14 protein-coding genes are annotated in these 15,347 nt (G+C 40.0%); 7 read left to right on the top strand and 7 right to left on the bottom strand.

The features are described from left to right. Positions 1-77 precede the first annotated feature (77 nt). Entirely contained in the window at positions 78-770 is a 693-nt protein-coding gene (locus tag PTUN_RS04585) for a tRNA1(Val) (adenine(37)-N6)-methyltransferase (RefSeq protein WP_009838534.1), read from the bottom strand. Between the two features lie 93 nt (positions 771-863). Between PTUN_RS04585 and srmB the strand changes: the two genes are divergently transcribed. After that, the gene (gene srmB / locus PTUN_RS04580; protein WP_009838533.1) at positions 864-2,090 is read left to right on the top strand and encodes an ATP-dependent RNA helicase SrmB; all 1,227 of its coding nucleotides are present in this window, start codon (positions 864-866) and stop codon (positions 2,088-2,090) included. A 97-nt stretch (positions 2,091-2,187) separates the two neighbouring features. Here the strand turns inward: srmB and PTUN_RS04575 are convergent, their stop codons facing one another. From PTUN_RS04575 to PTUN_RS04560, 4 genes are all read right to left on the bottom strand, one after another. After that, complete coding sequence (locus tag PTUN_RS04575) at positions 2,188-4,083, bottom strand: DUF885 domain-containing protein (protein WP_040643926.1); 1,896 nt, start codon at positions 4,081-4,083, stop codon at positions 2,188-2,190. A 230-nt stretch (positions 4,084-4,313) separates the two neighbouring features. Continuing rightward, positions 4,314-5,018 carry an LrgB family protein gene (locus PTUN_RS04570; protein WP_009838530.1) on the bottom strand — a complete coding sequence of 235 codons (705 nt, stop codon included), beginning with the start codon at positions 5,016-5,018 and terminating at the stop codon, positions 4,314-4,316. Further along, complete coding sequence (locus tag PTUN_RS04565) at positions 5,015-5,356, bottom strand: CidA/LrgA family protein (protein ID WP_009838529.1); 342 nt, start codon at positions 5,354-5,356, stop codon at positions 5,015-5,017. Before PTUN_RS04565 ends, PTUN_RS04570 begins: the two co-directional genes overlap by 4 nt. Before the next feature lie 91 nt (positions 5,357-5,447). Continuing rightward, complete coding sequence (locus PTUN_RS04560; RefSeq protein ID WP_009838528.1) at positions 5,448-6,245, bottom strand: crotonase/enoyl-CoA hydratase family protein; 798 nt, start codon at positions 6,243-6,245, stop codon at positions 5,448-5,450. A gap of 220 nt (positions 6,246-6,465) precedes the next feature. Here PTUN_RS04560 and PTUN_RS04555 point away from each other — a divergent pair, with 220 nt between their 5' ends. From PTUN_RS04555 to PTUN_RS04535, 5 genes are all read left to right on the top strand, one after another. Next, positions 6,466-7,668 (top strand): efflux RND transporter periplasmic adaptor subunit, encoded by a 1,203-nt coding sequence (locus PTUN_RS04555; protein ID WP_009838527.1) that lies wholly within the window; start codon positions 6,466-6,468, stop codon positions 7,666-7,668. A 10-nt stretch (positions 7,669-7,678) separates the two neighbouring features. Then, positions 7,679-10,783: an efflux RND transporter permease subunit gene (locus PTUN_RS04550; RefSeq protein ID WP_040643925.1), complete on the top strand. Its 3,105-nt coding sequence runs from the start codon at positions 7,679-7,681 to the stop codon at positions 10,781-10,783. A gap of 109 nt (positions 10,784-10,892) precedes the next feature. Next, positions 10,893-11,210: an HI1450 family dsDNA-mimic protein gene (locus PTUN_RS04545; protein WP_009838525.1), complete on the top strand. Its 318-nt coding sequence runs from the start codon at positions 10,893-10,895 to the stop codon at positions 11,208-11,210. Positions 11,211-11,295: 85 nt separating this feature from the next. Then, positions 11,296-12,084, top strand: coding sequence for a DUF481 domain-containing protein (locus PTUN_RS04540; RefSeq protein ID WP_009838523.1), 789 nt, complete (start codon positions 11,296-11,298; stop codon positions 12,082-12,084). A 12-nt stretch (positions 12,085-12,096) separates the two neighbouring features. Further along, positions 12,097-12,573, top strand: coding sequence for a hypothetical protein (locus PTUN_RS04535; protein ID WP_009838522.1), 477 nt, complete (start codon positions 12,097-12,099; stop codon positions 12,571-12,573). A gap of 47 nt (positions 12,574-12,620) precedes the next feature. Here PTUN_RS04535 and PTUN_RS04530 read toward each other — a convergent pair whose 3' ends face one another. Together PTUN_RS04530 and PTUN_RS04525 are read right to left on the bottom strand one after the other, a co-directional pair. Next, positions 12,621-13,430 carry a transporter substrate-binding domain-containing protein gene (locus tag PTUN_RS04530; RefSeq protein ID WP_009838521.1) on the bottom strand — a complete coding sequence of 270 codons (810 nt, stop codon included), beginning with the start codon at positions 13,428-13,430 and terminating at the stop codon, positions 12,621-12,623. Positions 13,431-13,674: 244 nt separating this feature from the next. Beyond that, positions 13,675-14,547, bottom strand: coding sequence for a mechanosensitive ion channel family protein (locus tag PTUN_RS04525; protein WP_009838520.1), 873 nt, complete (start codon positions 14,545-14,547; stop codon positions 13,675-13,677). Positions 14,548-14,694: 147 nt separating this feature from the next. Between PTUN_RS04525 and PTUN_RS04520 the strand changes: the two genes are divergently transcribed. After that, a complete protein-coding gene (locus tag PTUN_RS04520; protein ID WP_040643924.1) occupies positions 14,695-15,321 on the top strand; it encodes a LysE family translocator in 627 nt (208 codons plus the stop codon). The last annotated feature ends 26 nt before the right edge of the window (positions 15,322-15,347 follow it).

Below are 15,347 nucleotides of genomic sequence, written 5' to 3'. Positions count from 1 at the left end.
TAGTTTATTATTTTCGAGTAATTAATCTACCATAACAGAAACAGAAACAGAAACAGAAACAGAAACAAATTTATCTTTTACATTTTCAAATAAAAACCTTTACATAACTGAATATAATCAGGGTGATAGCCATCACCTTGATGAATGATCAGTTCGCTCTCTAAGCATATTTGTTCTAGTTTACTCACTTCTATCAACACTCTTTTGGCGGGTTTTGTCAGTGTGGTTTTTACATAAGTGATGCGGCTTAGGCAAAAGCCATACTTGGTGACTAATGTGCTTATTTGGTCCAAGCTCTCGGCGGGTAATACTAATGCTAGTTTGGCATCGAGGGTACTTAGCCGATTAAACGCATCAAATAACCCTGCAAAGCTTAAACTGTCGGTATGGCGGGCGGTATTTCTTGCCTCATTAGGACCCTTTAAGCTGCGCTGAAAAAACGGTGGGTTTGAAACAACTAAATCAAATGGCTGCGCAGATGTATAAGTCAGGATATCATGCTCAATCACTTTAATATCAGGCCACTGGCTATGGGCAATATTTGATTTAGCTTGCAAAGCCGCTTTTGCGTCGATTTCAATCGCAGTGATACTTATGAAAGGGCTGCGCTGCTTGAGCATCAAACTGATTAGTCCGCTACCGGCACCAATGTCGAGTACCGATTGAGCACTTTGAACATCTGCCCATGCACCAAGCAAAATACCATCCGTTCCAACCTTCATTGCCACATCACTGTGCGCCACATAAAACTGTTTAAATTGAAATCCCATCAAGTTGTATTGCCTTTACTCAAATATTACGATTGGTATAACGCGCCAAGCCAAGTATAATAACACCTAATTGTCCTTTATTTATGATGTCTTATGCAATTTGCCGATTTGGATCTTGATAAAAAAATTCTCAATGCGATTGATAAAGCAGGTTATAAAACACCTACTAGCATTCAACAACTAGCCATTCCTGAAGCGATGGCGGGTCGTGATATTCTAGCCTCTGCCCCTACGGGCACAGGTAAAACGGCGGCATTCTTGTTGCCTTCTATCCAGTATTTGCTTGATTTTCCACGTCGAGACCCTGGTTTTGCGCGCGTATTAATTATGACTCCAACTCGTGAGTTAGCGTATCAAATTCACGAGCAATGTGTGCTGTTTGCGGCCAATACCCACTTAAAAATTGGTGTAGTAACAGGTGGTATTAACTACGGCAGCCATAAAGACATTTTTGAAAAAAATAACGACATCTTAATCGCGACTCCAGGTCGCTTAATGGACTACATGAAAACTGAAGAGTTTCATGCCGAAAATGTTGAAATTTTAATTTTAGATGAAGCTGACCGCATGCTCGACATGGGCTTTCGCAGTGAAATGATGAAAATCTGTGATGAAGCAACGAATCGCCGTCAATGTTTCTTATTTTCAGCAACGCTTGAAGGTGACAGTGTTGAGCGTTTCGCTGACACCATTTTAAACGATCCAGCACTACTTGAGGCTGAAAGTTCGCGTAAAGAACAAGGTAAAATTTTGCAATGGGTGCATTTAGCTGATTCTCGCAACCATAAACTTGATTTACTTGAAGCGATTTTAAAAGCCGAAGACATGAGCAAAGCCATCGTGTTTGTAAAAACACGTGAGAAGCTTGAAGAGTTGGTTGGTTTATTAGTGGCACGCGACATCAAAACAGCGTGGTTACGCGGTGAAATGCCACAAGATAAACGCATGGCAGCGATGGCAAACTTTCAATCTGGCAGAGCTAATATTTTAGTGGCAACCGATGTTGCAGCCCGTGGTATTGATGTCACCGATATTAGCCATGTTATAAACTACGATATGCCTCGCACTGCTGATATTTATGTGCACCGTATTGGCCGAACTGGCCGTGCTGGTAAAAAAGGGGTCGCAATCTCTTTAGTTGAAGCGCACGACGTAGGTATTTTGAAAAAGATTGAGCGTTACACTGAGCAAAACTTAAAACGTCGCAATATAAAAGGGCTTGAAGCGCAACATAAAGAAGCCAAGCCACCAGCGAAAAAGAAAAAAGACCCAGTTAAAATCAAGGCGAAAAAGAAGCTGAAGAAAAAAGCTAAAAAGTAACCTATGAAGGGTTTTTCTTTAAATAAAAAAGGATCTGAAATCAGATCCTTTTTTATTACTTAAACTCTAACGCTTGGGTTACTCTTCACTAAGTGATTTATTGCTTACTTGGTAATTGTTTAGCAACCCAACGTTTAACGTCACTTTCTAAAATAGTTAAAGGTCTTGCGCCCGGTAAAAGCACCAAATCATGGAATGCTTTAATATCGAACTTATCCCCTAGTTGCTGTTTGGCTTTTTCACGTAGCTCAAGAATTTTCAACATTCCTAGTTTATAACCAAGTGCTTGGCCAGGCCATGCCATGTAACGGTCAATAGCAGCCTCAACGTCACTCATTGCAGTACCCGTTGCTTGATGAAAATACTCAATCGCCTTTTGACGCGGCCAACGTTTAAAGTGTAAGCCAGTATCAACGACTAAACGCGCTGCACGGTACACCTCTGCTTGTAAGCGTCCTAAATTGCCCCAAGGATCCCCCTCATACATGCCCATCTCAAATGCAACTTGCTCAGAATACAAGGCCCATCCTTCAACATAGGCATTAAATTGGCCATTTTGGCGCATAATGCCAATATCTTGCTGTTCCATATTGAGTGATATTTGAAAATGATGACCCGGTACCGCCTCATGATAAGTCAGTGTTTTTAAACTAAAGCTAGGCTGAGCTTTCATATCTTTAAGATTAATTGAAAACTCACCGGCACGAGAGCCATCAAGTGCTGGTGGATTATAAAACCCGCCAGGCGCACCATCTTGTGATACAACAGGAATACGTTTTACGGTGACATCATAAGTTGGAATAGTGGCGAATAAGCTTGGCGCCTTTGCCATAACTTTTTCGATTTCACTGTTTAAATCATCAAGCAGTTTAGCTCTACCTTCATCGGAGTCGGCATAGATAAACTCAGGCATTTCACCTAACTTTGCCATTCGCTCTCCAACAGTGCCTTCGCTCATCCCTTGTGCTTTTAGAATACTGTCCATTTGCGAGCTAATCCGTTTAACTTCATTCAAACCAATTTGATGAATTTGTTCGGCACTTAAGGTTGAATCTGCCAAATATAAAATCTCATGCTGATAAAAATCAGCACCTTTTGGCTGAGCCCAAATACCATCAGCGAGCGGCGCTTGTTTTTCAAGTGTTTGCATGGTGGCTTTAATGTCAGCAAAGGCAGGATAAAGCTGATTAGTGACAATTTCTGTTGCTTGAGCAAGATATGATTCGCGCTGCTCAGTGCTTAGTTCAACCCCTTGCATCTTATTGGCAAGATTAGTCACAAGTGCGTGCTCAGACGCAGGCATTGCAATGTAATTGGTTAAATAACCCAAGGTATTCGGAAAGAGTGCTTTTGGTAAAATAACGCCAGTTTTCGCATCAGCCAATACTTTACGTTTTACATCAGCAATGACGCCAACAAAACCAGACAGGCGAGTTAGATAATCTTCAACATCTTGCTGATTTGCAATCACGTGCTGATCTTGCAATATTTTGGGGATATCAATCAGCGGCCCAGCAATTTGGCTTACGATATAAGGTAAGTGACCACCCCAAGTATCAATATAACCTGCATTAAATCGGGTATCGCCCAAATAATAATTAGCAATTACTTGGTTTACTTCAAGATGAAGACGGTCTTGATCATTCAAACTAGTAAGCTTGTATTGTTGCAAACTTTTTAATGAATCAGCCATTGTGGTTTGTAGTTTAAACATGCCCTCTGGCGAGTAGTCAGGCCACTTATCTTGATAATGACCAGCAATCTGTTGCGAAAGCCCTAAAGACGTTGCTAAACCGGGCTGTTGCAGCATGAAGTTTTTAGTATATAAATCAACAGTTTTATTAATCGATACGCGACTTGCACTAGCACTTTGGCTAGTCGGTTCGACAGTAGATTTTGTTGTATCGTTATTATTACATCCACTAAGCGCCGTTATGATAGCGCAGCTGACGAGGCTATATTTTATTTTTGTTGTTAATTGGGTAAAGCGCATTATCGTTCCTGTTGGTCAAACTTAGTTCGAGTGTATACAATTTTTAAGGCGATGGCAGTAAAAAAAATCCCAGCCATGCTGGGATTTTGTCAGTCATCAATCGATTTCCATATCGAAGCAATTATCCTTAAACTGGCCATTGTTTTGACTTAAACAAAACATTATGTTGCAAGCTTAAACAGCTCACCTTCAAAAGCAAGACTTTCGCTTAAGCCAATTGTAACAAAGCATCAATACACTGAAATATATGCCAGCAACTGTTGCAATAAAGGATATAAAATAGGCACCAGTATCGCAGTATTAATTGCACTAAGCGCCATGGCTATGGATGCAAATCCGCCCATACTCGGATGAAGCTCTAAGGCTCTTGCTGTACCAATGGCATGACAAGCCGCTCCCATCGCAAAACCTTGTGCTTTGGGGTTATTTACTCCAATGAATCTTAAAAAAGGTTCGGCACATAAAGCACCAAAAATACCCACTAAAATCACAATGACAGCAGCCAATGCTGGGATCCCTCCAATACTATTACTGACCGACAGTGCAATTGGAGTCGTTACTGCATTTGTTGCCAATGATGCCTGAATTTCAAATGACAAATTAAGTGCGCTCGCGATTAAAACGGAACACGTCATCGAGCAAGTCAAAGCAATTAAACTGGCGCTGGCAATTGGTTTAATGTTGTTTTTAACCGCAACAAACTCTTTATACAGTGGCAATGCAAGGGCCACAATGGCTGGTTCAAGTAACCAAGTAAGCATAAAGGTACTGCGGTTGTATTCGGTATAAGGCAGCTTTAATTGATAGAGCAAAGAAATAAGCAATACAATCGTAATTAAAATAGGATTAAACCAAATTAATCCTAAACGTTGCTGTATTATTTTACAAAAAAAATACAAACCGATCGTTAAAGGTAAGCCAATAAAAAATATCATGATTGCAATCGTTTTTGCATAAAATGACCAACAGCAGCAAGGGTTATTAAGGTACTACAAAGTACCGCTAATGATATTGCCCAAACCGCCTGTTCAAGTAAGGCTAAATGCTCAATTAAGCCAACCCCTGCAGGAATAAATAAAATAGGTAAATACTTGAGTAATAAGCTTCCGGCGGGATAAACGCTATCATAATGCACCTTACCCGATACCAATAATAAAAAAAGTAATAACATACCAAAAATAGCGCCAGGAAAATGGCCGTTTAACAACCATGATGCACCTTTGCCAATCAGCAAACAGCTTAATATCAGTGCGCTACTTAATATATATTTCATCACAATGTGCTAGCTGCCCTATTAGAATTAAAACCAAATACAGTGAAATACTATAACCCTCAATTCAGTGATTGAGCTATTCACCTTTTGGCTACCATTTTTTTGCTTGTTGATAAGGCGTGGTGTGATCGGCTTGTTGGTTATTAATCGCTATTCGGGTATTTTTACTGAGTAACAATCGGACTTGATTATAAGTTTCACGCGCCAAGGTTTTGCGGGTCGCTGCACCATAACTGGTTTGATAAAGTCGCTTTATCGCCGCTAGAGTATCGGGCGAGCGCACCATTAGGGATTGTGCAAGTTGCCTTGCATAAGTAAGTGGTTCTGCATCTGTGGCAGTTAGCAGCCCAAGTTTCAGCGCTTGATCAGCACTAAAAGGCTCGGCCGTGCTAGAAAGCAGCAATGCCTGATCGCGCCCAATCAAATGACTCAACGATAAACTCGCCCCCATGTCAGGCGCCAGCCCCCAACGTGCTTCCATAATTGCAAAGCTTGCATCTGGACTTGCGATACGATAATCAGCACCGAGCACAATTTGCGTGCCTCCTCCCCAGCAGCGTCCATTTATCACGGCAATGACAGGCATAGGTAACGATTGCCAACCAAGCACAACTCGCTGTGCCAGGTTTTGATTGCCAGGCAGCCACTTCCAAAGAAGTTTAACCACACTCATACCTGATTTCATTACACTTTTAACGTCTAATCCGGTACAGAAATCAGCGCCTTGTGCTGTTAATAACACCACTCTTACTTGCCGCTCTTTTTTTAGTTTTTTTATTGTGGCATCGAGTTGTTTAAACATCTCAAAATTAAGCGCGTTAAGTTTATCTGGGCGATTAAGCGTTACGGTTGCAATGCCTTGTTCGATAGAGAGAGTAACGAGTTTCAACTGGTATGACCTTTTTAGTTTTTTGTTGAGCCTAAAATTTAATCACTAAAATGTAAAGGGAATTAACTTAAACGGTGCAGTTACACATAACTACAGTTTAAATAGTTGATTTGTTTATTATCTTAACAAAATAACTTTTTGTGCATTTCGATATTAGTATTGTATTGCACACTAACGATAAAAGTCATTATTACTCCAGCGCTAAGAAAGGAAGAATACAATGCTCAAGCCTTTTGATGAACAACAGAATCACGATTTATTCACGTTAAGCAAACACATTGGTTATGCAATTTTAGTCTCGACCACCCTTACAGTCACAGGTTGTGGAAAATCAAATGAAGTAATAAAAACAGCCCCCGCTCCAGCAGTGTCGGTCTATGAAGTAAAAACTAGCGAGGTAGGGAATTATCGTGAGTTTGTGGCTCGTACCGAAGCATTTTTACAAGCGACCATTAAAGCCCGCGTTGAAGGTGAATTAATTGAACGTCACTTTAACGAAGGCAGCTTCGTTGAAGAAGGGCAATTACTGCTTAAAATTGATCCCATTGAATACCAAGCCAGTTTGGCCCAAGCCGATGCAGATTTAAAAAGTAAAATAGCAGGATCTGACGGTGCCAATCGCGATTTAAAACGTGGCAAAGAAGTCGCAGAAAAAGGCTTTTTATCGCAATCCGATTTAGACAAGTTAACCACCAATGCCGCACAAACAGCTGCAAATGTAAAATCAGGTGAAGCTGCATTAGAAAAAGCGCGTCTTAATTTAAGTTATACCGAAATCAAAGCGCCTTTTTCAGGTCAAATAGGTAAAGTGAAATATGACGTAGGAAATATCGTTGGGCCGCAAAGCTCTGAGTTGGCAGAGCTTACAGCTGTCGACCCTATTTATGTTAACTTCCAAGTAGAAGAAGCTGTTTATTTAAATTATCAACAAAAACACCAAAGCGATGCAGGACCAGAAGCCGCCCCCATTGATTTACACCTACGTTTACCAAATAACACGCTATATGACCAAGCCGGAAAACTTGATTTTGCCGACACAAAAATAGATCAAGGAACAGGAACCGTTGAGTTACGTGCCGTATTTAATAACCCCAATAAACTTATCATGCCGGGTATGTTTGTTACCCTAATTGTTGAAAGCCAAGATAAACAAGAAATGGTTTTGGTACCACAAGCTGCAGTGCAAGAAAATCAACAAGGCAAATTTGTACTTGTGATCGATAAAAGCAACAAAGTCGCCAGCCGACATGTCACCTTAGGTCGTCGGATGAATGCAATGTGGGTGGTCGAGTCCGGGTTATCAGCAAATGAGCAAGTCATCATTGAAGGATTACAAAAAGTAAGAACAGGAATTGAAGTCAATCCAGTCGCCAAAATGGTCAATGCGACAACGGGTGTAGTGACAGACCTTAAAGCGCTATAAGGAATGACTTATGATAAGTAAAACATTTATAGACAGGCCTAAATTCGCCTTAGTTATTTCGATACTTATATCTTTAGCAGGCTTTATCGCGCTCAAGTTGTTGCCTGTTAATATGTATCCAGAAATAACGCCCCCTCAAGTACAGGTAACAGCTGTATTTCCAGGTGCCAGCGCACAAGTGGTAGAAGAATCTGTGATCCGCCCCATTGAAGAGCAAATCAATGGCGTAGAAGACATGATGTATATTGAATCGACTGCGGCCAATAACGGCACCGCCACGATCACCGTTTATTTTAAAGTAGGCACTGATAGTGATATTGCTCAGGTTAACGTGCAAAACCGAGTTGCATTAGCTCAAACCGGTTTACCAGAGGAAGTTAAACGTCAGGGTGTGGCTGTTAAAAAGCAATCAAGCAGCATGCTAATGGGGATCACTTTATATTCTGACCAAGAAAATATCGATGACATTTTTTTAAGTAACTATGCCACCAATTATTTAACTGAGCCTTTAGGCCGCTTAAAAGGAGTCGCTGGTGCGCAGGTCATGGGGGAAAAAACCTATTCAATGCGTATTTGGCTGCGTCCAGACAAAATGTCGTCTCTGAATGTTACTATTGCAGAAGTTCAAGCGGCTCTTCGAGAACAAAACTTAATTGTCGCAGCAGGTAAACTCGGTGCTTCACCCGCTTTACCTAACCAGCAGTTCGAATATTCAATTCAAGCACAAGGTCGTTTACAGTCACCAGATGAATTTGGCGCCACCATTATTCGGGCCAATCAGAACGGTAATTTTGTACGCTTATCGGATATTGCACGTATTGAACTTGGTTCAAAAAATTATGGCTTATCAGCAAAACTAAATAACCAAGATACTGCATTTTTGGTTATTTATCAGTTATCTGATGCAAATGCGACCGAAGTGGCCAATCAAGTCAAAGTCACCATGGCTGAGCTAGCGACTCGTTTTCCTGATGGATTAAAATATACAATTCCTTTTGATACCACCGAGTTTATTGAGCGCTCTATTTCTGAAGTTGTGGTGACGTTATTTCAAGCCGTTGCCTTAGTTATCTTAGTGGTGTTTTTATTTTTGCAAAACTGGCGGGCAACGCTCATTCCGTGTGTCGCAATTCCAGTGTCATTAATTGGCACATTCGCATTTATGATGCTGATGGATTATTCAATCAATACCATTACTCTATTTGGTTTGGTGCTCGCAATTGGCATTGTGGTTGATGATGCGATTATCGTTATTGAAAACGTTGAGCGTTTATTAAAAGAAGAGAAATTACCCATTAAAGAAGCGGTCACAAAAGCGATGGAACAAGTGTCTGGCCCTGTGATTGCAACAACCTTGGTATTACTGGCAGTGTTTGTGCCCGTTGGATTTATGCCAGGTATTACTGGTGAGTTATATAAACAGTTTTCAGTGACTATTTCATTTGCTGTGATTATTTCTTCTATTAATGCGTTAACCTTAAGCCCTGCGCTGTGCGTGTTGTTGTTAAACGAACAAGCAATGAAGCCTGTTAAGTGGCTTGCGCCTTTTGAGCGTGCAATTGACAGCATGACAGGTAAATACACCAATGCAGTTGAGTTTCTTCTGAAGCGTTCAGCTAGGGTCGGTATTTTTGCTTTATTAATGTTTGTAGCAACCGGTTGGCTAACCAAAGAAGTACCAACTGCCTTTGTGCCAGGTGAAGATCAGGGTTATTTGTTTGTTAATGTACAGTTACCTGATGCCGCATCAACAGGTCGCACAGAGAATGTGATGCAAAAAATCAGTGAGATTGTGATGAACGATCCTGCCGTAACGGATTTTATTGCCGTTTCTGGTACTTCTTTACTTGGTGGCGCAGGTTCAAATAATGGTTTGGGCATTATTATTCTAAAAGATTGGGAAGAACGGGTAGCACCTGAACTCGGATTGCGACAATTGATCCCCCGTTTAATGGGGCAATTGTGGACTATGCCCGATGCACAGGTGATGGTATTTAATCCACCGCCCATACCTGGATTGGGCAATAGCTCTGGGTTTGAATTTCGATTACAAGATAGTGAAGGTCGAGATCCGGCACAGTTGGCTCAAGTGATGAATGGCCTAATTTATGAAGCTAATCAGCGTCCTGAACTTAAACAGGTTTTTAGCACTTATCGTGCAAGTGTGCCGCAATATTTCCTTGAGGTTGATCGCAATAAAGTTAAAGCGCAAGGCGTGGCATTAAGTGATATTTTCACCACGCTACAAGCACAATTAGGGTCATTATATATCAATGACTTTAATCAGTTTGGCCGAACTTATCGGGTGGTTGTTCAAGCCGAAACTCAATTTAGAAAAGATCCAAGTGATTTACGTCATTATTATGTACGCAATGTTGATGGTGATATGGTGCCATTAACAACATTGGCCACTTTAAAACCTATATTGGGCCCAACCAGTGTTAACCATTTTAATTTATATCGCAGTGCAAGCATTACAGGGCAAGCAGCTGAAGGACATGCAAGTGGTGAAGCGATTGCTGCAATGCAAGAATTAGCAGCTCAATTACCTGCGGGATATATTTATGAGTGGGCTGGTCAATCGAAACAAGAGTTAGAAGCAGGTGACTTAACACCAATTTTGTTTGGTCTGGCGGTAATTTTTGTGTATTTATTTTTAGTGGCGCAATACGAAAGTTGGACAATTCCCTTCTCCGTTATCGCAGCGGTACCTTTGGCATTATTTGGCGCGATGTTGGCGCTATATGTGATTGGAATGGCAAATAATATCTACGCACAAGTTGGGCTGGTCTTATTAATTGGGCTTTCGACAAAAACAGCTATTTTAATTGTCGAATTTGCAATGGAGCTTCGAGCCAGTGGAGCCAGTATTTTTGATGCTGCACTGCAAGCTGCAAAATTGCGATTTAGAGCTGTACTTATGACGGCTCTATCATTTGTGCTTGGTGTATTGCCGCTTGTTTTTGCAACGGGAGCTGGAGCTGGCAGTCGAGTGTCATTAGGTATTACTGTACTGGCAGGCATGTTAGCGGCAACTATTTTTGGTACCTTACTCATTCCTACCTTTTATCGCTTAATTCAACAAATGCGTGAAAAAATAAAAGGCCAAGCTTAACAAAGTAAATACCTAAGCATTATATTGAACACGAAAAGCTAAGTTTAACTTGGCTTTTTTTTTTGATTTGGTATAAACGCCAACAATATACTTTCTATGAGAAATCCCAATGACCGAGTCAGCCCATTTATGGACAGTTGAAGAAGCCACCGATAATGCCTATGAGGTATTTTTAGAGCTAGCTCCAGATAATTTATCTGAGCAAGACATTATTTATTTTAATATGCATCGCGAAGCAGCTGGATTTGCTGAAGATAATGTACCCGATGATTCTTGGTCTGAATTTGTTGAGTTTGAAATTGAACCTGAGCTGTATTTACAAGTCATTATTGGCTTAGAATTTGATGACCAAGATATTGAGTACGCCCGTATGTTGATCAGCTTAGAAAAAGATGCGCCGTTTTGTCATATTATTTGGAAAGCTTAAATATTGCATTTATTACCGCCTATTAACGTAAAAACTTTATTTTTATTTTTTCTACCATAAAATAAAGCCGGTTGAGGAGACGGTAATGAAATACCCATATTTAGTTTTATTTTTAATTCATTTTAATGCGTTGGCAAAAGACCCTTTTGAAAACTTTTCTGAATATGGCAAGTTGGACGAAAGTGAGATCCATCAAAAGCATCAAGGTGAGTTTTTATACGGTGATACCGAGCTGGGTTTTATTTTGACTAGCGGTAATACCGACTCCACTACGGCAAAACTCAAAGCTAATATTTATCAAGATTTTGAAAGTTGGCGTAACCAATATAAATTCGATAGCTTGTTTAAACGCGATTTAAATGAAATCACCGGTGAAAGTAAAACTACCGCATCGAGGGTATTTTTTTCATCACAAGCAAATTATAAACTAGCCCAATTTGATGAGTCGTTTTTTGTTTATGGTGGTTATGAAAATGACCGCTTTAACGGTGTAGCGTATAAAAGTACTTTGGTTTCAGGTTACGGCAACCGATTATTAGCATTAAAAAAAGACCGCATTGATTTTGATATTGGGCCCGGTTTAAGTGCGCAAAAAAATACAGACAATAGTTCACAAAGTGGTTTCTTGATTAGAATTGCATTGCAATGGGAGCGATTAATTTCGAGTCGCAGCCGTTTTAATCAAGCAATTAGTTACGAGCAGTCCTTATCAGGATTAAGCTCAAGGTTAAAATCTGAAACCGCGTTAGTCAGCCGAGTAAATGGTGCGCTATCGGTTAAGTTTTCTTATTTATACCGTTACAACTCAAAACCAGAAGTGGATAAACTGAGTTTTGATTCTGAAACCAGCGCCACACTTGTATTTAACTTTTAATTAAGAAACATCATGTTATATCAAAAAAAACAGTTTGGCTGGGCCATTCTAGTACTCATTAGTTGGGTATTATCATCAGTACTTTTAGCGCTTTATGTCTTAGGTAGCTCAGTACCCGTTTATTTATTTGCAGCAGGTTTAGTTATTGTCGCCTATTTATTCCATAGTTTAACGATAAAAGTGAGTAAATATGAATTATCGTGGAGCTTTGGGCCAGGTGTTTTTGGTCAAAAAATACCGATTAGTGCCATTGCTAAAGTAAATCCGGTAACTAATTCATGGTTGCATGGTCTGGGAGTTAAAATTACGCATGATGGTTGGGTTTATGGAGTATCTGGATTTCAAGCTATTGCTATCGAACTTCATGATGGCACCAAGTTTAGAGTCGGCAGTGATGACCAAGCAAATCTACTCGCTTGTTTAAGAACATTAATCCCTGAAGAAGAAGTGGTTATCGAGCAAGAAATTGAATCAGATTTAGATGACTAATCCCCTAACTCATAATGTGCATTTATCATAAATGCACATCAACTAACCTACTTTTTTGCTAAAACGTCTAAAAACTGATGTTGATAAGGAACAACTCCCATTGATTTAAACCAGTTTTGGGTGATTGTCTCTATTTGGCCTGATTGCAACATAGTAGTTAATTGCATATCAACTTTGTCACGTAATACTTCATCCTTATAGATAACAGATGAGCCACTGTATTCCAGCAAATCAAGTGCTGTATAGGGCATATTTTGTTGCTGCTGAGGAGTTAAACCCAGCGACCATAAAAACATCAGCCAATCCCCTACTTTTGCATCAAAGCGCTCTGAAATAAATAACCGATTGGTAATCGTCTGATCTTCATATTCGATATACCCATTATTTTTCATGGTATTTTCGTATTGCAGCCCAAATACCCGAGTTGCATTAACAAATGACACCACTTTAAAGCCCTTCATTGTGCTTAAGTCTTGCAATAGAGCAAGTGGACTTGCTTTTCTGACGATCACACGATTAACAAACTTCAAACGATATTTTGATTGGAAAAAACCATCTGGAGTGATCCCCCCCCAATTGAGTGCAACCTCGGCTCTACCAATCAAAAAATTACGTTTAATCGCCTCATTACCAAGTGATTTGAACTCAACATTAGGATAACCAACTTGTGCTAATGCCTCTTTAAAAATATCATTAAACAGCCCTAGAGTCGCTGGATTATCGTCAACAAAATAAGGAGCAAAGTTACCAGATGCAACCAACAAAGAGGTCTCAGGCTGAGTTTCTGTAGCTTGTATTTTAGCCGAATGAATCCATAAGCCACATAATATAAGAAGTGTGCTAAACGTTATTTTCAAATAAATCCCCTTTTGCAGTAATTAAAAAATAGCACAATTATTTTTTTATGAAATACTATTTAATCTGAGATCTGGATAAGAGATTTACCAAGATGTTGAATTAAAGGTAAATCTGTAAATTACCTATCTCTAACCAGATATTTTCAAGGGTAACAAGGCGGATCAACGCGTCAATTGTAGGTCTAGTGTAAGTTAATCCAACGTTGTTAACCTTGAAAGAGCAGCCACAGATGGATTTATCTGGTTATTTAACCTGAGGTAAATTGTGTACTTGAATAACCCCATCAATATGAACATCGCGCTGAGGGTATGCAATCACAATGTTATGCTGATTAAATAACTCATAAATCCGAAAGCGAATATCACTACGCATTTGGCGGATATCCGCTTCTGAATTAGCACACACCCAAAAAATAGCATCAAAAATTAATGCGTTATCGCCAAAATCTTCAAATAGTACATTTGAAGCGGGTTGGGTCAAAATCTCTTTTCGCTCACTTAATACTTGCCTGATTAACTGTGCAACTAATAAAGCATCTGAGCCATAGGCGACACCAACTCGCACAAATGAACGTGCATTTTTATCAATTAGAGTCCAATTAATAACCGTATTTTCAAGTAAATGGCTATTTGGCACTAACATATGAACACCATCGCTGCGGCGAATAAGTGTTGAGCGGGTATTGATACTTTCAACCATACCTTTGGTATCACCGACCTCTAAAAAATCACCTATCCGTATTGGCCTTTCCCACATTAAAATCCAGCCACTAATAAAGTTATTAATAATATTTTGCGCCCCAAAACCAACGCCAATCGCAACAGCACCTGAAACAAATGCAAATGCGGTAAGTGGAATTTTTAAAATCTCTAAACTGGTAATGGCTAAAATCGCGATGGTGATTACTAGGTAAATTCGAGAGAATAGATGGATAGCGTCGGGAGTCACTTTGCGTACCAGCAAGGCTTTACGAATTAAAATACCGACTCGTGTGACAATAAACCAAGCTAACAACAATGAAAATGGCACCTGCAGAACCTGAAAAACGGTAATCGGCGTGCCACCATAACTGAATAATATATACGACAAACCATCTTGCAGTGATTGCCAATTCATTTTAAACCCTTTGATTTATCTGACTGATATCATTCAGTATAACAGCTTTGTAGATTGCACTGAAAACCATTGTAATGACTGTTTTGCTGATACCTCCAAAGGCGTTTTTACGTTATTATTACCTCTTCAAAAACTCGAGCGTCCGTTATGCCAGATATTACCTTGTTGCTGTTATTTATTCCGACCAGTTTCTTAGTCTCTATTTCACCTGGAATGTGCATGACTTTAGCGATGACGCTTGGGATGAGTGTGGGTCTAAAGCGTACTTTTTATATGATGTGGGGTGAGTTATTAGGTGTGGCTACGGTAGCAACCGCGGCGGTGCTTGGCGTTGCTGCTTTAATGCTTAATTACCCAGATGTTTTTAATGCCTTAAAATGGATTGGTGGTGCCTATTTAATTTTTGTTGGGATACAAATGTGGCAAAGTAAGGGTAACTTGGCGCTAAGTTTAGAGGCCAATAAACCAACTGAGCATGTCAGTGCCAAAAATCTATTCTCTAAAGGTTATCTCACCGCAGTTTCGAACCCCAAAGGCTGGGCATTTACAGCCTCTTTGCTGCCACCATTTATTAATTCTGAGCACACTTTGGCACCACAATTGATGGCGTTAGTATTCATATTATTGGCGACTGAGTTAATTTGTATGACGTTATATGCCAGCGGAGGGCATGGCTTACGCAAGCTACTTGCAAGTAATGGTCATGTGCAATTACTGAACCGTATTTCAGCCTGCTTGATGATGGCGGTTGGAGTTTGGTTGGCTATTAGCTAACAGTTTTTCAACTGTTAGCATTTTAT

The organism is Pseudoalteromonas tunicata (genome assembly GCF_002310815.1).
GTDB classification, from domain to species: domain Bacteria; phylum Pseudomonadota; class Gammaproteobacteria; order Enterobacterales; family Alteromonadaceae; genus Pseudoalteromonas; species Pseudoalteromonas tunicata.
Note: the sequence above shows the minus strand (reverse complement) of the source record. Positions and strands in the feature narration are given on the sequence as shown.